Origin of the sequence: Alcaligenes sp. WGS1538, from assembly GCF_043187505.1 — a bacterium.
Lineage (GTDB): Bacteria > Pseudomonadota > Gammaproteobacteria > Burkholderiales > Burkholderiaceae_B > Alcaligenes.
The window spans coordinates 1,638,026-1,657,890 of the sequence record NZ_CP171109.1 but is presented as its reverse complement, the minus strand read 5'-3'; the positions used below and the strand labels follow the sequence as shown (position 1 = coordinate 1,657,890).

Annotated in this window: 13 protein-coding genes and 1 pseudogene; 2 read left to right on the top strand and 12 right to left on the bottom strand. The window is 57.3% G+C overall.

Annotation, left to right across the window (positions count from 1 at the left end; all coding sequences use genetic code 11):
* Nucleotides 1–213: 213 nt before the first annotated feature.
* Nucleotides 214–1,716 (bottom strand): peptide MFS transporter, encoded by a 1,503-nt coding sequence (locus ACF3ND_RS07775; RefSeq protein ID WP_394065503.1) that lies wholly within the window; start codon nt 1,714–1,716, stop codon nt 214–216.
* Between the two features lie 47 nt (nt 1,717–1,763).
* A complete protein-coding gene (locus ACF3ND_RS07770) occupies nt 1,764–3,155 on the bottom strand; it encodes an OprD family outer membrane porin (RefSeq protein WP_394065502.1) in 1,392 nt (463 codons plus the stop codon).
* 1,011 nt (nt 3,156–4,166) lie between these two features.
* Here ACF3ND_RS07770 and ACF3ND_RS07765 point away from each other — a divergent pair.
* Together ACF3ND_RS07765 and ACF3ND_RS07760 are read left to right on the top strand one after the other, a co-directional pair.
* On the top strand, nt 4,167–4,310 hold the full coding sequence (locus ACF3ND_RS07765) for a GrpB family protein (protein ID WP_394065501.1): 144 nt from the start codon (nt 4,167–4,169) through the stop codon (nt 4,308–4,310).
* Between the two features lie 49 nt (nt 4,311–4,359).
* Nucleotides 4,360–4,686 (top strand): annotated as a pseudogene (locus ACF3ND_RS07760) (GrpB family protein); the annotation flags it as partial.
* Between the two features lie 66 nt (nt 4,687–4,752).
* Here the strand turns inward: ACF3ND_RS07760 and ACF3ND_RS07755 are convergent.
* The 10 genes from ACF3ND_RS07755 to ACF3ND_RS07710 all read right to left on the bottom strand — a co-directional run bounded on the left by ACF3ND_RS07755 (nt 4,753) and on the right by ACF3ND_RS07710 (nt 19,853).
* A complete protein-coding gene (locus ACF3ND_RS07755; protein WP_394065500.1) occupies nt 4,753–5,325 on the bottom strand; it encodes a hypothetical protein in 573 nt (190 codons plus the stop codon).
* Between the two features lie 56 nt (nt 5,326–5,381).
* Nucleotides 5,382–6,605 (bottom strand): hypothetical protein, encoded by a 1,224-nt coding sequence (locus ACF3ND_RS07750; RefSeq protein ID WP_394065499.1) that lies wholly within the window; start codon nt 6,603–6,605, stop codon nt 5,382–5,384.
* A 429-nt stretch (nt 6,606–7,034) separates the two neighbouring features.
* Nucleotides 7,035–8,258: a hypothetical protein gene (locus tag ACF3ND_RS07745; RefSeq protein WP_394065498.1), complete on the bottom strand. Its 1,224-nt coding sequence runs from the start codon at nt 8,256–8,258 to the stop codon at nt 7,035–7,037.
* Between the two features lie 421 nt (nt 8,259–8,679).
* Nucleotides 8,680–8,880, bottom strand: coding sequence for a hypothetical protein (locus tag ACF3ND_RS07740; protein ID WP_394065497.1), 201 nt, complete (start codon nt 8,878–8,880; stop codon nt 8,680–8,682).
* Nucleotides 8,881–8,994: 114 nt separating this feature from the next.
* Complete coding sequence (locus ACF3ND_RS07735; RefSeq protein ID WP_394065496.1) at nt 8,995–12,000, bottom strand: type III restriction-modification system endonuclease; 3,006 nt, start codon at nt 11,998–12,000, stop codon at nt 8,995–8,997.
* A gap of 84 nt (nt 12,001–12,084) precedes the next feature.
* Nucleotides 12,085–12,699, bottom strand: a complete 615-nt coding sequence (locus ACF3ND_RS07730; protein ID WP_394065495.1) for a hypothetical protein — start codon at nt 12,697–12,699, stop codon at nt 12,085–12,087.
* Nucleotides 12,696–13,850 (bottom strand): AAA family ATPase, encoded by a 1,155-nt coding sequence (locus ACF3ND_RS07725; protein ID WP_394065494.1) that lies wholly within the window; start codon nt 13,848–13,850, stop codon nt 12,696–12,698. The genes ACF3ND_RS07730 and ACF3ND_RS07725 overlap by 4 nt, the downstream gene beginning before the upstream one ends.
* 11 nt (nt 13,851–13,861) lie before the next feature.
* A complete protein-coding gene (locus ACF3ND_RS07720) occupies nt 13,862–15,781 on the bottom strand; it encodes a site-specific DNA-methyltransferase (RefSeq protein ID WP_394065493.1) in 1,920 nt (639 codons plus the stop codon).
* 41 nt (nt 15,782–15,822) lie between these two features.
* Nucleotides 15,823–16,623, bottom strand: coding sequence for a DUF4391 domain-containing protein (locus tag ACF3ND_RS07715; protein ID WP_394065492.1), 801 nt, complete (start codon nt 16,621–16,623; stop codon nt 15,823–15,825).
* Complete coding sequence (locus ACF3ND_RS07710) at nt 16,620–19,853, bottom strand: DEAD/DEAH box helicase (protein ID WP_394065491.1); 3,234 nt, start codon at nt 19,851–19,853, stop codon at nt 16,620–16,622. Before ACF3ND_RS07710 ends, ACF3ND_RS07715 begins: the two co-directional genes overlap by 4 nt.
* Between the last annotated feature and the right edge of the window lie 12 nt (nt 19,854–19,865).

Sequence of the window (19,865 nt, the reverse complement as noted above, 5' to 3'; positions counted from 1 at the left end):
CGGGAGCATCTGGAGCGCAAGTACGGCCTGCAGGTTCTGGTGCCGGATGAGACGAGTCGGGCCGAAGTGCACCGCATCAATCTATGAAGGATTGTGCACGGGCATGGTCCAGGATGAGTCACGCCGGACCTACCAGCGCGCCAGTCGCCCCCCTGGCCAGAGGCGGGAATGTCCCGTCCAATGGCCGATCATGCAGCGGGGCCCGACCGGGCATCAGGACCCGACCGCCCTTGTCGGTTCCGCCTCCCCTGCCCCATGCCGGGCGGAATAACGGGCCAGAATGGGTAGCAGCGCCACCGCCACCACGGCGCATCCCGTGGCGGCAAGACCCAGGATATTGAACAGGCGCGTATAGACCGGCAGCGTCTGCACCGGATCGGTCAAGGCCGCGGGTATGTGGGCAATATTGGCGACGACGCTGCCAAGATACTGCGCTACCCCTGTCGAAATGAAATAGACCCCCATCATGAAGCCCGACATGCGCGCAGGCACATAACGGGCGATCATGGCCAGGCCCAGCGCACTGACAAGGATTTCTCCCATCGTGTAGAAGAAATAGCCTGCCACCATCAGCCAGGAAGATACCGTGCCTCCGTCGTCCGCCAGATGCTCGGAGGCGCCGAACACGAAGAAACCCACAGCCACGGACACGAAGCCCAGGAAAAACTTCACGGATATCGGCGGATCCATCCGGCGTCGGGCAAGCCAGGCATAGAGTATTGCCATGGGTGGGCTGGCGACAATGATGATGAGAGGATTCAATGCCTGGAACTGGGCTGGCGAGAAGTCAAATAGATGCACGCCCAGAATATCGAAGGCGGGTCGGACATTACGCAGGGCGAACAGCGTCAGCGAGGTCGCCATTTGCTGGTAGAAAATGAAGAAGAAAATACTCTGCAGCGTAAGAATCAGCGCCACCGTCAAGCCTGCGCGTTCAGGTCCCGCCGTCTTGCGGATCATATTGCCGAAAATGAACAGGACGATGACGCCTGCCGTATATATGCATATTGCCGCCAGATCGCCGTGCTCCAGTATGAAGACTACCACGGCGACGATCACTGCGCCGCCGGCCAGCACAGCCGATATTGCCTGAAGGCGCAAGGGCTTTGCGTCCGAAGGAGATTTCACTCGCGCCAGCGTTTGACGCATGAATGCATAATTGACCAGGCCCAGCAACAAGCCGGCCAGGCTTACGGCAAACGCCTGGCGCCAGCCCCAACGCTCCTGTATCCACGGCGTGGCCAACATGGATAAGGTCGACCCGACATTGACCGCCATATAGTAGAACGTGAATGCACTATCCAGCTTTTCAGGCGTGTCGGCAAAAATCTGCCGCACGAGATTGCCCGCATTGGCTTTGAACAGGCCATTGCCCACGACGATGACGCCCAAGCTGACAAAGAGCGCCGTCACGCCGTGGCCGCCGGCAGCGAGCAGAAAGTAGCCAAGGGCAAGGACCATCGCCCCCAGAATCATGGTGCGCCGCGTGCCCAGCACCTGGTCGCCGATCCAGCCGCCCACCGCAGGCATGGCATAGACCAATGCGCCAAACACGCCCCAGGTCAGGTTCGCCTGGATGTCGGGAAAACCCAATCGGCCCACCATGAACAGCACCATCAATGCGGCCATGCCGTAATAGCCGAAGCGTTCCCACATTTCTATGAGCCACAAAGTTGAAAAAGAACGGATTCGTGGTGAAAAAGTGGCAAACAACATGTCTCCTCCATTCTGCCTGGGGCAGTGCAAGCAGCAAACGCCGTGGCTTAGAAAAATTGCAGCGGCACGTTTATCATCAAGCGGACGGAATCGCTCGATGCATCCGAGTAGTGTGCCGAGCCGACGTGATGCATCACGGAAAGCGCCACCGTTGAGCCTTTCAGCGATGACGACTGGACGGTGTAGGCGGGAATCACCCCGACTTCGTAATGGGGTCCATGCACCGGTTCGCCGTTGGACCAGTACAGATCATGTCCCGGAGTCTCGGGAGACATGCGGTACGCGGCATTGCTGGCGTCCGCGCCCCAGCCCTTCACCCCCCAGAGTGTGATGTTCAAGCCCGGCGCGCCGTAAGCCTCCATATCAACGGCATAGCGCAGTTGAATGGAACGCTCATGCGGCGCGTTGTAGTCCACGTCCATGGAGTTGGCCAGACGGATGTCGGCGGTTTCTCCCAGATAATCGAAGAATTGGTCGCTCAGTATCTGCTGGAAGGCCAGCGTCACGGCATGCGCTCGATGGCGGGCTGTCAACGCGATGCTGTAGGCGTCATTGCGGATGTCCCCGCCGCGCGCCTGCCCGGTATCCTGGGTGTGGTAGTAATCCGCGCGCCCCGTCCACTGCAGATCCTCGGGATTGCCAATGCTGTGCTGAGCGCTGACATAGAACCGGTTCCATACGTCGCGGGCCTGATTGGCGCTCACGGTGAACTGGGTATCCTTGCCGGCCTGGTACGTGCCGCCGACATAGGAAAATCGCGAAACAGGCGCCCGGGTATATTCCGTGGTGAGCCGTTGCAGCCTGTCCTGGCCGCGGGGCACGACCCTGTCGACGCTGCCCGCCGTCAACTTCAAGCCCGGAATGTCCTCGCTGACGAAGGAGCCGCCCCTGAATGTCGGAGGCAGAGCGCGGTTGTCATGCGGCGCCAGGTAGTGGGCATCCGCCTCGGGCAGCAACAGGCCGTACTTCAGCAGGCTGTCCTTGGCGCGGGCCTGCACGTCCCATTGCCCGATATAGGCCCACCCACGTTGTTTCCAGCTATCCGGCGAACCGGCGTGCGCCATGTTTCCCGCATGCTTGTCGGCCGCGAGCGTCAGCGCGGAGAACAAGGACGCGCTGGCGGCAAACCCGATCGGCCCTGGGGTCCAGCCGGATGAAACCCACGGCCGTGCGCCGAGCACCGAGGCGCTGCGTTCAGGTTGACCTTTCATGTTCAGGTAGTCGTTGTAGCTGCGCAGCTTCAGGCCGGCGTGGCTGCCCCGGAAGAACCCCTGGTCATCGGCCGGCGGGCCGGACTCCCCTTGCGCTTGCAAGGGCAAGGCCAAGGTCAACGCCCAGAGCGCAAAAGCAAGCGCACACAGACGGCGCCGGTGAAATAAAAAGTGAAAAGGCCAGCAGTGGCTCATAAAGGCCTCCTTGCGCGACTGATCGTCCGTCACGCTTCCAAAACCGGCGGTTCACGGTAACGCCGCCGGAATTTCTGGCAAAGAAATGGCACCTGTTGACGCCAGCATTGGATTGTCATCATTTTTGATGACCATTAATCCATGGAAAGTAAATTTACTCCTAAGCTTTTTTTATGGCACTCTGGATTACCCTGACAATGCAACTTGTTTTTTATTAACCAGCCAAGCTCATCAATAAATTTTCTTTTTCAGCATTAACATCAAAAAAATGAGCTCTCAAACATGAATAGGTCCAATATCTTCCAAATGTAATTTTTGAACGCTGTGTTAGAGCCAACACCAAATCATCTCCGGATATTAACAAGCAAATACATATGAATAAGTTATAAACCCAGAAAAAACCATTCAAGCATAAAAAATATATGGTGTGTACGTTTTTTTGTTATTGATTCGCCTCGGTTGGTGTTTCTGGGCCGCGTCGTGTTCAACATCTTGGCGCCACCCTCGCCGGCCCCTGCCAGATGCAGCCTGTCCGCAAAATATCATGCCCGTCCACGTGTGCTTGAGCAAATTGACTTTGCCTTCAGCCGGCACTCGGCATGTAGCCATCCGAATGATTTATATGCGCATTTGTTGCACTTAACTGCATCCAACTGGAGAAAAAAACAACCATATGGTCTTCAATAGTTTTTTTATAAATTCACAAGAAATAAAAAAAATCAGTGGCAAAGAAAATTTTCATCAAACAAACCCCTGTCATTACAGAGAAAACAGAAAACTTCAATTTGAATATATACGGTTTTTTTAGCCACGAATTCAGATAAATTTACTAATATCCACGAAATAATCGTTAACCCCCAATTCAACCGCCCAAACCCGATCTCTAATTTTTTCCTATTCTTAACCGCACCCATCAATATCAACCAACAATTCAATTAATTTACAAACATCAAGTTTAGAATAACAAATAACTCTCAACGCTCAAGCTCTCCGAGCAAATATTTTCAAGCCGAACGAAGAGCAATTTTTTCATGAGGCTCAACCATGCCGGGAATCGAAGAGTCTGTGCATCTCCTGAGCCACAGGCCTGAATGGCGTATCCAGGCGAAAGCAGAAGCCTTTCGGATCTCCAAGGAATTAGGCATACCCGTTTCAGACATCGAGCACATTGGAAGCACAGCAGTCTAGGGCTTGGTGGCCAAGCCAATCGTCGACCTGATGCTGGGTACAAGAAAACCGCCGACCGAAAAAATTCCACGCTGCGCTCGCGGCGCTGGGCTATGAATGGCTAGGCGACCTTCCTGGACGTTCGTACTTTCGCAAGAGAGGCGAGCGCGGCTTCAATGTGCATGTCGTCATGAAAGATGGCGATCACTGGAAGAACAATCTCCTGTTCCAGGATTACTTGCGTCGCAATGAAGCTGCCCGAGCACGGTACGCCCAGGCCAAGCAGGCCGCCATTTCATCCGGTCACGGCGCGCTGCTGTCTTATTCGGCCGCGAAAGAACCAATACTTTTATCCTTGTTACAAGATGCCCCCGCTCTCCACGAGAAGGACCAGTAACGCCATCTATTCCATCGGTTTTTTGCACAGATGGTGCTTGCCGCGCCAGGCGCTGGCGGAAACGAGCTAGTCCCGCCTCGGTCTCACGTCGACGACCGGTTCCAGCCTCAGTCCTAAAGCATGAAGACTTGATGCGCGACGCAGGTTTCGGGCAATAGCCTCGTCCAGTCTGCGCAAGGACTCCTCATTCAATGGACCATGGGGATTTGAAACAGGATCACGGAACACGTCCAGGCTGACGCTGACCAGCTCCCGCACGTCTTCAGACATTTCCTCGGGCAGCCTTCCATAGATCTGCTTGATACCGACCACCAATTCGTCCAGGTCACATAGAGCCTGGGATGCGGCGACCAGATTCTCGGCGTATACCGCCTGAAGCAGAGAGAGCTCCAGTTTCACCAGCGAAGGCTGAATTCGCAGATAAACCACATGGCCCACTGATGCTCGAAGTCGGTCGACGATGGAACGTGGATAATATTGCTTCAGATCCATTTTGGCCTCCGATGGAGCTTTCTCTTGATTGCTGATAGAGATCCATGGATAGGACACCTGCCGGTGGTCAGCGGATATCGCCTTCAGGCGAATGCAACCGTGGATCGGTGCGCGCCTGACATTCCAGTGGCCGTCGGTCGGGCCCATCCAGCACGTCCGCATTGAACACCTTATTCGTTCATGCCTTCCACGATCTGCCAGCGTCACATTTCAAACAGCCTCCAGCTCGTCTCATTAGCGACATCCAGGACCAGCCCATAACGGCTCAGATGCCAGGCGGCCTCACGTAGGTTCTGCAAGGTGGCGTCATCCAGTTTGCTCAGCGAGGCGGCATTCACCATCCGATACCGATACTTCGGGTCGTCCTGAAATATAGGCAGGCTCTTGAAGATCAGTCTGCGCACTGCTAGAGCCGACTCTCCAGGCAAACAGCCATATGTAAGCTGCGTTTCCTCTACCAGGGAAGCCAGATTGAGCAATTGCCGGGATGCCGCAAACTGATCTTTTGCCAGCCCGGCCTGAAGCAAGGCCTCATTCAAGGTATTCATAAGCGGCTGAAGCCGTGTGTGAATCTCGTGCTCCACTGATTGCTGAATACCGGCCAGCGCCTTAAGTGCCTGTTCCTTTTCCAATTCATTATCGATTCTCCCTATTACTTCTCGGGTAGAGGCCATTGTCGGCAACTTGAACACGAGTGACAAATTCGGCAGGTCAGCCTGTGGCAATGAGCGGAGATAGATTCTCAGCATCTCCTTCTCTGGACCAAGAGTGATCAATAACTTTGCCAGATCCTTAGCAAGCACAACGGGAGCGTCCAGCATCATGGCGCAAAGCTGATGCAGCGGTTCCTGCATGATGCCTTGAGCTAAACGCTGACTCACAGCACTCGAAATCTGATTCAGCACCCCAGCCGCCTGTGCATTCAAGTTCCGCGAAACCTGATCAAGCACAATCGCTCGGGCAGTCCGATGGCCCAGCACCCCGTCCCGCAGGGCGAGAAGATCCACACGCGTCAATTCGCCCACGTAGAAAAGCAAGGCTTGCGTGGCGCCCGGCAGATTGGCCAAATCACCCTGCGCCAGAGCGGCAAGCTGCTCCAGTTCCCGAATGACTCTCGCCTGAGCTCTGGCATCCTTCCTTCGGGCCGTCAGCAGGCCCAGCATATTACCGATGCGACGGCTGTTGTCGAGCCACTGGATCATGTTGTCATGCTGTTCCCGTACCTCAGCAGAGGCGCGATTGAAGCGAAATTTCAATCTGACCCATGCACTGCGCAAGCCCGTTGGTACGGCGCGACGACTGGCACGCGCCGTGCCGCCTTGCTCTGGCTGGAACCGCTGATTGCCGACGGTTCCCAGAGGTCCGGGCGCGAAGGCTTGCAGATGCAGACTTTGAGCAATCGTCTGACTAGTGGGTTGCACATTCATGGTGAGTTCCCTCGAAAAAAATCGCTCTCGCATGAAATCTCAGTAACCAGCCGGCCTGCGATGTTCCCTTGCCCCCGAAGTCTGCATGCCGTCACCTCGACCATGCTACGCGAGTGGTGCGCGCAGGCTCGGCCCGATTCTTAAACCACGGGTGCGCCATGAACTCACCAATCCGCCTTAAGGGACGGACCGTCAAACCCTCCGTGGGGGCCGCGCGTTGCCCCGGCGCGCGTAAAGACCCTTGGCGGCGTTCCACTGATGGAGAGAGACAGGCGTCCGATGGTGTTCAGCAACAAGCGCCGCCGCCAGGCCCATGCATTCTTAAAACGGCGACCGCCTAAGGTTCCGTTGCCCGCAGAACCTGCCCGTCCGCCCCCCATCTTGAACAACTCGTCGAGGCGACCCCTCGGCCATCTGCCAGCGCCAACCTTAGAACAACCGTCTCCTGCGCATGTCGCGAGGCTCGTCCAGTTCCAGTCCGAATCGACCCAGATACCAGGCGGCCTCGCGCAGATTCTCCACGGTGACGTCATCCAGCCGGCTCAGCGATGCGTCATTCAGTGGTCCTTCCGCATTATCCGGAATGTAACGAAACAGAGGCAGGCTCGATTCAACCAAGCCACTCACCTCTTGAATCGTGGTGTCAGGTAATTGCCTATAAGTGCGCCAAGCCGTGCTTATGAAAATGCCCAAGCCGATTAAAGCCTGCGAGGCGGCGAACTGATTACCTGCCTGGCTCGCTTGACGCAAGTTCTTGCGGAGAGCCGTCAGAGGTTCGCTAAGCCGCGCATAAATTTCACGCTTCAGTATTTTGCGGATATAAAGAATCATTTCTTGAACCTGCTTCTTTTCCTTGACGCTAGCGACCTCCTGTACTGCCAAATTAATTCCAACGGCCTCTCCCTGAGAAAACACAAGGGAAAGACTCGCCAAGGAACTTTCGGGCAAAGTCCTAAGATAAATGTGCAGCATGCTCTTTTCATGAAACAGACTGATCAACTGCACTGCCAGCTTCTGTGCAACATCCACCGATAGGGACAATTGCATCAGCTCGTAAATGTTCCACAATGGGCCCTGCACAACTTCTGGAGCCAGACGCTGATTCACCGCATCCGAAATCTGAAACAGCACCCCTGTCGCCCAGGCGCTGGAATCAAACGAAATCCGACTCAGAACTGCCCCTCGGGCTGTACGGTCCCCCAGCACCCCGCCCCGCAACGCATCGAGATCGTTACGCCTCAATGCACCCATGTAGAAAGACAAGGCTTGCATCGCGCCCGGCAGATTGGCCAGATCGCCTTGCGACAGTTCGGCAAGCTGCTCCAGCTCCCGACCGACTCTCGCTTGAGCCTTGAGGTCATTCGTTCGAGCCGTCAGGAGGCCCAGCATGTTGCCGATGCGTCGACTGTTGTCGCGGCGCTGGATCATGTCGTCATGCTGTTCTCGCACGTCAGCAGAGGCGCGATTGAAGCGAAACTTCAATTTGGTCCACGCATCGCGCAGACCTGTAAGCACGGCGCGACGAGGGGCACGCGCCGTGCCGCCCTGCTCTGGCTTGAATCGCAGATTGCCAACGATACCCAGAGCGCCGGGCGCAAAGCCCTGTCGCTGCAGTTCTTGGACATCCGTCTGGCCTGAGGGTTGAATGTTCATGGTGATTTTCCCTTAAAAAAAATCCGCCCCGCATGAAACCTCAGTAACCGGCAAATGCCGCGTGTTCCTCCACTCGGCTTGACGGTGAACGCTTGCCTGTAAAGCCTCGAACTCTCCATGAGCGAGTCATGCAGCGCCACCGACGCAAACGGCTGGAGCGCCACATCAACAGGCATATCGGTGTTCCTGCCTATAACAGCAAGGCTTTTCCAAACAAAAAGCCCGCAGTTACGCGGGCTTGGGGGTCTTTTTGTGCTCTTTGATGCCGGTCTATGCCGGACGCGGGATCATTCCCACTCTATTATCATCAAGAGAAAAATATCTTTATACATCAACATCTTATTTATATTCATGTTTATGATGCCATGAAAAGTACCACGCAACGCCAAGAGAGATTAAAGTAGCCACTCTCTGATGGCGCTCAACCTCCAGCCTTGCGCCGCTTCTCCCGTTCTGCGTGGGCGAGGTCGCCGGGCCACCTCGCCAACTCGTCATCGGTGAGGCCCGCAAGGATTTGCGGCAGGTTCATGGTCCGATACGGAGGGGTCGACAGGTCATTGGACGGCGGGCCGTCGGTGATGAAACACGGCTCGGCCGAGTCGGTTAGATTCAGGTGCGTCATACTCACTCTTCCGGTCTAGTGGCTAGAAAATGTACGCCTCAAGCATCCGTTGCAGGACGCTTGAGGCGCTTGCTGATCGGGTGGTTTCTTCATCTCGCCATGACAGCGAAAAAATTACCCCTTTGCCGCCTCGGCCAAGAGATCACTAACCGAGCGCGCCACTACATATCGGGCTGGGTTCTCACCAACGGCCAGCGCGTTGAAATGCGCCTTGCCGCATTCGATCTTGGCGCTCTCCTTGTCGCGCAGGTCGTCGGTGAACAGGCTGCTCTTGGTTTCCACTACAAAGTACAGGTGCTGGGTGCCGTCCTCTTCCACCAATACGGCCCAGTCGGGGTTGTAGGTGCCCAGTGGCGTGGGCACTTTGAACCAGCCTGGCAGCTTGGCGTAGAGCTTGATGTCGCCGTTCTTCTCCAGCCCATCGGCGAAATCCCGCTCGGTGGACGAGTCGTACACCACATGCTCATAAATTGACTTCTGGGTATCCAACAGCATGTTCTTGAGATAGCCGGTGAGCTCTTCCTTCTCGAACAGCTCCTGCGCATAGACATGCTGGTCGCCGAGCTTCTGGTACTTGATGCCATCGACCAGGGCCAAGCGCTTGCAGCGGTTGATGGTCTCGGCCGTCAATTCGATGAACTGCTGCGGGTTGCGCTTGAAATCATGAAGGCGGCCGCTTCCCGTCAGAATGCTGACGATGGTGCGGCGGGTGAGCTGGGTGCGGTCTTGCAGATCTGTCAGCAAATCCGGCAGCTCGATATCCGCCTCGTCCAGCACCACGGTCGCCGCACCCGCTTTTTCCGTCGCGGCGACACCCGCCTTGCCGATAGAGATGTCGGCCTTGCGCCATTGCAGCCGTGCCTTGGCAATCACCGGGGCCTTCTGCAATGCTGCGATGCAATCCGTCACCAGCTTGGCGTTGTCGAACTGCACGCGGTACGTTGTCTGGTGCTTGATGCGGTCCCACAGTGCCTTGAACTCGTCGCTCAGATAAACGACCTTGCCATCCTTACCCTTGCGCAGCGGCACTTGCCTGCGCTCATCGGCATTCTTGATGTCCAGCCGGCCAGACACCTTGCGCAGCACTTCAGCAATCTGGGCTTTCTGCGCATCAAACTCGGCCGGCAGTTCCAAAGTGCCGTTCTTCAGTGCCGTTTTCAGTGAATCCTGCACCTTGCCCTTGGCGTCAATATGGCCGGCGGCTTTCAAGTGCTCCCACAGTGCCTTCGATTGCTCGATGCCCAGCGGTGCGGCATGCCCATCAGCGCCAGTCACGGCAATGGCGGCAAATTGGTGCTGCTCCACGATGCCAAAGCGGATGCCTGTGTCTTTCTCGATTTCCTTCTGCAGGTTCTCTGCAAACTGTTCGTAGTTTTCCGTGGCCACCACGGTCAGGGTGTTGACCTCGAAGCCACGTACCCGCTCGCCATCCTGGTTGACGCACAGGCGCAGGCCACGGCCAATGGTCTGGCGGCGCTCGCGCTCGGTCTGAATGTCGCGCAAGGTGCAAATCTGGAACACGTTGGGGTTGTCCCAGCCTTCCTTCAGCGCTGAGTGGGAAAAGATGAACTTCAGCGGCGTGCTGAACGACAACAGCTTCTCCTTCTCCTTCATGATCAGGTTGTAGGCGCGCTCGGCATTCTCCCGGTTGCCCGCATTGTTCTCGGCGGTGTCGGTCCAGCCGCCCTTCTTGTCGATGGAGAAATAGCCGTTGTGCACCTCCTCGGCGGCGGACGCCAGGTCGATCTCGGCAAACAAGCTCTGGTAGGCCGGCAATTTGGCGGCACGGCGATATTCCTCCTCGAACATCTGCGCATACACGCCCTTGATCGGCTGGCCGTCCCCATCGTACTGACGGTACTTGTCCACCGCGTCGATGAAGAACAAGCTCAACACCTTGATCCCCAACGGGCGCAGGCGCATCTCCTTGTCCAGGTGCTCGCGGATCGTGCGGCGGATCATCTCGCGTTGCACGGCCAGCGCATCCACATCACCGTGGGCCTGACCTGGCTGCAAAAATACCTCGCCGCCGGGGTAGCGCAGCTCCATGAATTCTTCGCCCTTGGCCGTATTGATCTCGCCCACCCGAAAATCGGCGTAGATCGCGCGGCCATCGGCGCTCTGCTGGAGGTCGTCGCCATCGCTGACCGTCACCTCAACCCTTTGCACGCCAGTGGCGGTCTGTTTATCCAGCTCAACCTTGGCGCTGATGCGGCCGCGCTTGTTTTCCACCTTCACCAGGCGCACGAACGGCTTGTTGTGCGCGTCCTCCACCGTGGCCGAGGCCACCTCGATCTGCTTGACCAGCTTGCGCTCATAGGCATCCACGGCATCCAGGCGGAACACCATGTGATGCTTGTCCACATGGGTGGCGGAGTAGCGCAGCGTGCACAGCGGATTCATTGCGTCCAGCGCGGTCTTGCCCGCCCCCGTCAGGCCGCCGTCCACGCTTTGCGGCTCGTCCACGATCACGATGGGCCGGGTGGCCTTGATCAGGTCGATGGGCTTTTCGCCGCCGGTTTTTTCGCTGTCCTTGTAGAGATTGTTCACATCCTTCTTGTTGATGGCACCGACGGTGACGACCATGATCTGGATGTTGGAACTGGTAGCAAAGTTGCGCACTTGGCCGAGCTTGGCCGAGTCGTACAGAAAGTAATCGAAAGGCACGCCCGCGTAGAGCCCCTTGAAGTGTTCCTCGGTGATTTGCAGGGTTTTGTAGACACCTTCCTTGATCGCCACCGACGGCACCACGATCACGAACTTGCTGAAGCCGTAGCGCTTGTTCAGCTCGAAGATCGTGCGCAGGTACACATAGGTCTTGCCGGTGCCGGTCTCCATTTCCACCGTGAAATCACCGGAAGTCAACGAACCAGAGGGCGGCAGGCCACCACGCAACTGGATGTCCGCAAGATTCTTGAGCAGTTCATCGTCCAGCAGGGTCAAGCGGTTGCCAACGCCCAGGTCGGACTGCGCCACGCCCAGTGACATCTGCGCTTCATCGGGCAGCTTCATGCTCACCGTAAATTCGGTGCGGCAGACCTCCTGACCACGGAACAGGTCACACACGGCCTCGATGGCCTGCATCTGGTAGTCGAGATTGGGTTCAAAGTGCAGCTTCATACGCTTTCCTGTTTTTTGTGGAGTCTGCAACTGACACAAACACATTTGTGGAGTCTGAAACAGATTTCAGACTCCACAAAATGGCTAGTTGGCCTGCATCACTCTATGAGCAGCCTTGCGCATGGCATTTCTGGCCCGCGAAAGGCTTGGTGAGCGGCCCGCGGCTCTTTCCGGAGACCACTCGGCCTGCACCCAGTCCACCAAGCGGCGGTTATAGCCAATCCCCTGCCTGGCAACGGCTCCTTGCTGAGCAACCAAATCTTCCCTAACCGCTCTGGGTGCTCTTTGAGCCAGTCCTAGCAGATGCTGCTTGGGGTCTGGCAGAGTATCCGGTTGTACCGGAAATCGTGCTTTACTGCCCAGCAGCTTTCCAAGTGCTTCGTGATCCGCAAGTAGCCATGACTCAACCTCTCGTTCGGCAATGCGCAACAGCAGATTTTCGGGGTGTTTCCGATCAGCACCCAGCCAGTCGTCAAGCAGTATCAATGGGCAGGCCAGCCTGTCCAAATCGGTCAAAACAACCACAACCTGGCGGTTGGCCATCTGTCGCCAGCTGTCCATGCGTGAGCGCAAGTACCCGAAACCATTTTTTCTCAGCAGCATCGGCGAGGTTTCTGTCAAAACCGGATGTTCTGATAACAGCTTTATACCTACCGCCTCACTGAGTTCATCTTCAGTGGCCAAAGCAACCGATGTCATTCCCACAACCCCAGCTGATTGACAGAACTGGGGCGTGTCTTTGGCAGTACCACCTCGGCTACAGATAGCCCTGCTTCGAGTGCTGACGCTTCATCCTCCTTCAGGGTTCGCCCGATTGAACCATCAGCCGTGGCTTCCAGCAGCAGAACCCCACGGCCATCGATCCCCGGATTACTGAGCAGTGCCTCGCTATGGGTACTGATCAGCACTTGCCGCTTTGGTTTGCGGTTCTTTTGCAGGCGCTGAATGATGAGCGGTATTTCTTTAACTACTGCATCATTGAGTGAGATTTCCGGCTCCTCGAGCAGCAGCATGGAACTTCCATCGAGCAGCGCCCACAACAGCCCAAGCAGCCGCAAGGTTCCATCAGAAAAATGCTCTTCTGATTGCCATCCGGCGTTGGGCCTGTGATGCGAATACAGGGCTTCCAGATGAGGATGACCTGAATCGTCCTTGACGAACCGCAGCTCCTTGAATTGCGGCACGGCCAATGTCAATGCTTCACCGATCTTCTTCAATCGCGTATTTCTGACACGTTCCGTTGTTTTGGAGATCCGCTCCAGAAAACTCTGACCAAACGGATCATTTTCCAAAGGTCGACCACCCAACTGATCCGCGAACTTCAACAGCTGCGGCACCAGATGCAAGTAGGTGATCGAACCGAAGAACTCTGCAAGCTCCCTGAACTCTGCATTGGCAGCAATTTGCTCAAGGCGCGTTTGAGTCAGCAGAACAGAATCCTTGTTGTCGTCCTTATCAGGTCTCGAAAATAACTGCTTACCTTCGCGCCAAACCTCTTCCTTGGATACCAGAATACGTTGCGCACCCTTACCTTCCGATTTGAACCCCAGCACATAACGCCATTTGGGAACTTCATCATCCGGAGAGTCTGACAGCTCCACCTCAATGCATACCTCCGGGTCACGGCGTGCATGAAGACAGCGCAGCTTGCTGATCCCGCCCCGGCCGAGCACCGCAGCCTGAAGCCCACCCCCTGCGGGTTTACTGACATCACGCAAGAAACGGAACACATCCAGTAAGTTGGATTTGCCGGAAGCGTTTGGGCCGAGGATATAAGTTACATCACGCATCGGCGCATCAAATACTCTGAAGTTGCGCCAGTTTTTCAGCTTGATTCTTGTAACTTGCATCGCTGATCTCCTTAAAGACTGCGCACGTTGGCAATGCCGTGCTGCTGCAGGATGGCGGCCATATTGGTTTTGGCTACGTCATCGGCAAAGGCGCTGTCGCGGAACACGCAGGTGCTTTCTTTGCCAGCCGGGCCAGCCGGTGCCAGCTCCTTGTGCCAGGCAATGATGCCTTGGGCGAGTGGCTCCACCTGCTCATGGGTGATTTTTTCGGCCAGGCAGGCCAGCAGCACGCCGCCGCCCACGGCATGCACATCCAGCCATTCGATGCTGCGCTTTTCGATGGGCACGCACAGGTCGAGGCCGAGTTTGAGCAGCAGTTCGTAAAGCACATCAGCCTCGCTGCGGCCTTCGAGCAGGTGATCCTGATGGTCGAGCAGTGTGGCTTCCAGGTCATCCGGCTTCGGATTCCAGGCGCGGATATTGGAGGTGTCGAGCTTGAAGACGCGGAAGCCAGTGTCGCCCTGCCAGTCGGGGTTGTCGGCTTTGACCTTGACTCCGGCGCGGCGCAGACGTTCCTTGGTTAGCTCAGCGATGGTGCGCGGCTTACCCAGCCGGTCGCAGAACTCGGCTGCCACTTTCTGATCCTTATCGTCTGCATCCAGTGGCTCGGGCAACTGTACCAACACATAGCGGCGATTGCCGCCATCGGCAGCGTTTTGTGCCATGACGGCATGACCGGTGGTGCCGGAGCCAGCGAAGAAATCAAGAACTAGGTCCTGCGCTAGAGTGTCTGTCGCTAGTGTGAGAGTCTTCTCACCAAGACTCACAGGCTTCGGTGTATCAAAGGGAACATCCCCGAACAGCTCCTTCAGTTCTCCATTGGCTTGGCGCGTAGTGCCTGCAAACTCGGCCAACCAAAGATTTTCGGGGGTTCTTCCTTCTTGGTCGGCGAGATAGATCTTGCGAATGATCCTAGCTTCGTCGTCCGCAAAGACAATTTCGCCCGACGCAATCTTCTCCTTAATGCTCGCCTCACTCCACCGCCAGCCATTGTCTGGCGGTGGAATCTCTTTGCCAGATGGGGTGACAATAGGAAAGCGCAGCGTTTCCCTATAATTGGGACTTCTTACATCGCCAGCTCGCCACTCGCCTCGCGGATCGTTATCCGGATTTGAGTAATTTCGGTTGTTTTCTTCTGTTCGATCAAACCGAAAGTTCTCAAGGCGCTCGCTCTTGCGAACCACGAGGACTTGATTATGGTGTCTAGAAAAATATCTTTCGTCATTCTTGCTTTGCTTCGTGTGATTCCACACCACGTTAGCAACGAAGTTCTCTTGACCAAAGATTTCATCGAGCATCTGCCGAACATGAAAACCCTCGTTATCGTCGATGGTGATGAAGATCGCTCCGTCATCACGGAGTAGATTTCTTGCCAGCTTCAATCGCGGATACATCATATTCAGCCAATCCGTATGAAACCGCCCACTGGTTTCGGTATTGCTGCTGATTTTCTGCCCGCCTTCAATTTGGCCAGTCAATTCCAGATAGTTCTTGATGTTGTCCTGAAAATTGTCCGGGTACACAAAATCCTTGCCGGTGTTGTACGGCGGATCGATGTAAATCAGTTTGACCTTGCCGGCATAGCTTTTTTGCAGCAGCTTGAGCACTTCGAGGTTGTCGCCCTCGATCATCAGGTTCTGCGTGGTATCCCAGTCCACGCTGTCTTCCGGGCAGGGGCGCAGGGTGCCGGTACTGGGCGTGAGCGCCAGTTGGCGGGCACGACGCTTGCCGTGCCAGTTGAGACCGTACTTCTCGTCGGCATCGGTGACAGTGGCATCGCCCACCAGCGCCTTGAGCACGTCCACGTTCACGGCCACGCCGTTCGCGCCCTCGGTGATCAGCTTCGGAAACAGCGCCTTGAGCTGTTCGATATTTGCTGCCACCAAGTCGGCGGACTGGGCTTCGGGGCTGGCTGCCGTGAGTTTTTCCATGGTCTTCTCCGTCATTCGTTCAATCTTCAACGCTGGCTGTTTCAGAGTTTCAGGCGCGCAGCGGCCAGTTCGGCCTGGATGCGCTTGAGCGTCAGGTTCAGTTCCACCTGGCGCGCCAGTTGTTTTTCCTTGGCGGCTTGTGCTCGCAGGCGGCCGATCTCGTTCTCCAGTCGCTCACAATCAGCCAGCGCCTGCCACCGGGCAGCCGCTTGTTCCGGGGTTGTTTCAGCCTGGTAGGTGCCCATCAGCCGTGCAGCCTGCAAGGCCCACACGCATGCCATCCAGCCCTGGTACAGGGCATGCAGCGTGGTCTGGGGCTGGCGCGCTATCGACAGAGACTGCACGAAGGCGCGCTCGGTCTCGGGGACTATTGAGTCTTCCACTGCGGCGGCATCTTCGGTGATGCGGGACAGCGAAACAGACGCTGGATCGCCATCAAGCACGACCTTGCCTGCCTCGTTCTGCGCCCAGCGTTTGTGCGCCAGCGAAAGGGTAAATAGCGGACCTTGCATCAGCAGCAACACGGGATACGGCACGGCCCGATGCGCCAATTCGGCGAGACGCGAAAGGCTGGCGGGCTTGACGGTGCCACGCAGGGTCACGGCCAGCACGGCGATTTCCAGGTATTCACGCTGCGCGTCCCGGTAGCTGGGTACGCCAATGGTGTTGGGCTTGAGTGCGGCAAGCCACTGGATTTCTTCAATCGCGTCCGTGATCAGACGCTTGTCGGATGCCGTGGGCGCACCGTTCTCCAACAACAGCTTCTTGGGCACGCGCTGATCCACCCGTGCGCTGTCGGGGATTTGCAAAGCAGCGATGACGGTGGCAGTCATTGGTGTCATGCGGCCTCGCTTTCGGGCAACACAATCAGGAATGCAACCACCTCGAAGTCGCCACTTCCGGCGAACTCACCTTTCATGGCGTGCGTGCCGCCAGGTGTGAAGAGGCTGGCAACGGCCCGTTCCTCATGCTTGCCGGCGACGGATGCCACGGCCGCCGCGAGCAGCTTCTGGGCGTGGCGCATGTCCTCGCCGCCTTTGGTTGCCTTATCGAAGCGCGCGCAGGCACTGTCATCCGGCCGTTCGCGCCCCAGCGCCAGGCGCTTGAGGCGATCCAGGATGCGCTTGGCCTGCGGGTAGGGCAGTAATACGTGTCCGTCATCGCCGACATGCACCAGGTAGTGCGGCGCGAGCGGGTAGTCGGACGACGCGGCGGATTTTGCCGTCGGGCCGCAGGCTTGCAGGCAAAAGATCACGCCAGGGGGAATGTCGGCATCCAGCGTGGTGGTGACCGCAAAAGCCCCCAGCGGCTGGGTGTCGAGCTTGCCGGGGTGGCTTTTAAGGAACTGCGCGAGGTCGATGCGGAAGTCGGTCAGGGTGAGGTCGGTGATCGCCACGCCGGTGGACAGATCTTCCATGTCGATCACCGTGTCCTGCAGCTTGAGCAGTTGCTTGCGCCGGTACTCCAGATCGTTCATGGCGTTGCCGGACTGTTGCTCGATCAGGTTTTCTTCGCCGGTGGCCGAGACATCGAGCAGCACCATTCGGCCGCTGACGCGCTGTTCCAGATTGATGTATTCCTCCAGTTCCATGTTGGGCCAGAAGTTCACGAGCTGGATGCGTTGGTTGGGCGAGCCTATGCGGTCGATACGCCCGAAGCGCTGGATGATGCGCACCGGGTTCCAGTGGATGTCGTAGTTGATCAGCCAGTCGCAGTCCTGGAGGTTCTGCCCCTCGGAGATGCAGTCGGTGGCGATCAGCAGGTCGATCTCGCCTTCATCCGCCATCTCTTGCGGACGCTCCTTGGCGCGCGGCGCGAAGGCTGAAAGCACATCCCCCATGTTTTTGCGCAGACCCGGCAAGGTGGCCTGAATGCCGGCACTGCCGGTAACGACCGCCGCGTGCATGCCCTGCGTATCCCTGGCCCAAGAGGCAAGTTGGGCGTAGAGATAGTGCGCCGTGTCCGAGAAGGCGGTGAACACGATGATCTTGCGGTTGGCTTTGCCGTCGTGGGTGTTGATGGGTTCGGCGCATTTGCGGGCAATCATGTCGCGCAAGGCCGCCAGCTTGGCATCACGGGCGGCATCCACTTGGCGCGCTGCAGCCAGCAGAGTCGCCAGGCGGTTGCGGTCTTCCAGTAGGTCCTGCTTCCAGCGGATCAGATCCACGTCGCCCAGCAGCACCTTGACTTTGCGGCCGACCAGCAAGGTCTCAAACGCCGGGTCGTCGATATCGACGTCGGCAATGTCGATTTCCTCCAGTGCTTCGGCATGGGATTCGATGCGTGCCAGCGTGTTCTCTACATCCTTGAGTTGGCGCTGCACGGTCAGGGTGAAGGCCGCCACGCAGCTTTCCATGCGTTTGAGCACGTTCACGCGCAGCAGGTGGATCAGGCTTTCCTCACGATCCACCTGGCGGAAGAAGCTTTCGCCACCACGCACCTGGGTGCTGTACTTGGCGTCGTAGGCGGCTTGCTTGTGAGGCAGCACATAGCGCAGCGGCGCGTAGCTGGCGAGCGTGAGCCGACGGATTTCCTGGTTGATGTCGCGGATGGCACGGAATTCGCCCGCAAGGTCCACGTCGGCCTTGATGTTGATGGGCGGCAGTCGGTCGGGGAAGCGGCCTGTTTCGCTGGTGCCGTAGTACTTCTCCACATGCCGCCTGGAGCGGGCAATGGTGAGATGGTCCAACAGGGTGAAGTAGTCAAAACCCAGCATTTCTACCAACTGACCGGGGGTCTTTTCAGCGTCGTCCAGCGCCAGCCAGCGATTGAATTGCTCCTGCGCCTTGCGGGTTGTGGCCTCGATGCTGGCGATGCCATGCTCCAACAGGGCGGTGTCATCGCCTTCGGTGACAAAGGCAATCTGGTTGCGCAGGTCGGCCAAGCGGTTGTTCACCGGTGTGGCGGAGAGCATCAGCACGCGGGTCTTGACGCCCTCACGGATGATGCGTCGCATCAGGCGGTCGTAGCGCGATTCTTTGCCTTTGTGCGTGGCCTTGTTGCGGAAATTGTGCGACTCGTCGATCACCACCAGGTCGTAATTGCCCCAGTTCACATGAGACAGGTCGATGTCACCCGACAGGCCGCCATCACGCGACAGGTCGGTGTGGTTGAGCACGTCGTAGTTGAACCGATCAGCCGCAAGGATGTTGCGCTTGTCGTTAGCCTTGTAAAGCGTCCAGTTGTCGCGCAGGCGTTTGGGCGCCAGCACCAGCACGCGGTCGTTGCGCAGTTCGTGATATTTGATGATGGCCAGGGCTTCGAAGGTTTTACCCAGCCCCACGCTGTCAGCAATGATGCAGCCGCCAAAGCGGTTCAGCTTGTCGATGGCACCCACCACACCATCGCGCTGAAACTTGAAGAGCTTTTTCCACACCACGGCATTGCGGATGCCGGTGGCAGACTTGACGATGCGCTCCTCATCCATCTCGTCACCGCTGTCCTGAAACAAGCGGTGCAGCATCAAGGTGTAGATGGTGAACGGGTCACGGTGTTCGCCAATGGCTCGCAACGCCTCAAGAACAGATTCGTGCTCTTCTCCCTGACCCTCGGAGTCGGTTGAAGCAGCAGTTTGCAAGGCTGCCCACTGGTGATCGAACCATTGGGCGAGCTGCGCGGCTTCGTCGGCCGTTTCTGATGCCTGGATCAGGTTCAGCGGGTTGCCCGGCGTCAGGCCAAGGCCAGACGTGTTGAAGGCAAAGGAGCCCAGAACCACTTGTGCAGGTACCCCGTCCGGGCCGCGCATGACAGCAGCCCCCTGTGGCACCGACCTTGATGCCCGCCGAAGCTCCACTGTCTCGCTGATCCATTTCGCGCACTGATTGGCCAGCCAACGTGCCTGCAGACGATTGCGCGCAGCACGGTCGCCCTCCGTGCCCAGGAGTTCGAGCGCCTCGTTATCGGGAGGCACGATCAATTGGACTCGATCCAGAGCGGACAACGCCTCCCGGATTTCTGCGAAGGCGTAGAGAGAAAACGAAGGCGTTACACAGTCGAGCCGGTTGCCGTGCTTGAGGTAGGGCCTCATCAAGTCGATGACGCGCTGTGTTCCGGTGTTTTGGATTAGCTTCATGGACGCCTTCGC

Bases quoted from the DNA above. Each gene is read 5' to 3' on its own strand.
- ACF3ND_RS07725 (WP_394065494.1), bottom strand. From the start codon at position 13,850: ATGCAAGTTACAAGAATCAAGCTGAAAAACTGGCGCAACTTCAGAGTA.
- ACF3ND_RS07775 (WP_394065503.1), bottom strand. From the start codon at position 1,716: ATGTTGTTTGCCACTTTTTCACCACGAATCCGTTCTTTTTCAACTTTG.
- ACF3ND_RS07720 (WP_394065493.1), bottom strand. From the start codon at position 15,781: ATGGAAAAACTCACGGCAGCCAGCCCCGAAGCCCAGTCCGCCGACTTG.
- ACF3ND_RS07740 (WP_394065497.1), bottom strand. From the start codon at position 8,880: ATGACGCACCTGAATCTAACCGACTCGGCCGAGCCGTGTTTCATCACC.
- ACF3ND_RS07745 (WP_394065498.1), bottom strand. From the start codon at position 8,258: ATGAACATTCAACCCTCAGGCCAGACGGATGTCCAAGAACTGCAGCGA.
- ACF3ND_RS07710 (WP_394065491.1), bottom strand. From the start codon at position 19,853: ATGAAGCTAATCCAAAACACCGGAACACAGCGCGTCATCGACTTGATG.
- ACF3ND_RS07755 (WP_394065500.1), bottom strand. From the start codon at position 5,325: ATGGGCCCGACCGACGGCCACTGGAATGTCAGGCGCGCACCGATCCAC.
- ACF3ND_RS07735 (WP_394065496.1), bottom strand. From the start codon at position 12,000: ATGAAGCTGCACTTTGAACCCAATCTCGACTACCAGATGCAGGCCATC.
- ACF3ND_RS07750 (WP_394065499.1), bottom strand. From the start codon at position 6,605: ATGAATGTGCAACCCACTAGTCAGACGATTGCTCAAAGTCTGCATCTG.
- ACF3ND_RS07715 (WP_394065492.1), bottom strand. From the start codon at position 16,623: ATGACACCAATGACTGCCACCGTCATCGCTGCTTTGCAAATCCCCGAC.
- ACF3ND_RS07730 (WP_394065495.1), bottom strand. From the start codon at position 12,699: ATGACATCGGTTGCTTTGGCCACTGAAGATGAACTCAGTGAGGCGGTA.
- ACF3ND_RS07765 (WP_394065501.1), top strand. From the start codon at position 4,167: ATGCCGGGAATCGAAGAGTCTGTGCATCTCCTGAGCCACAGGCCTGAA.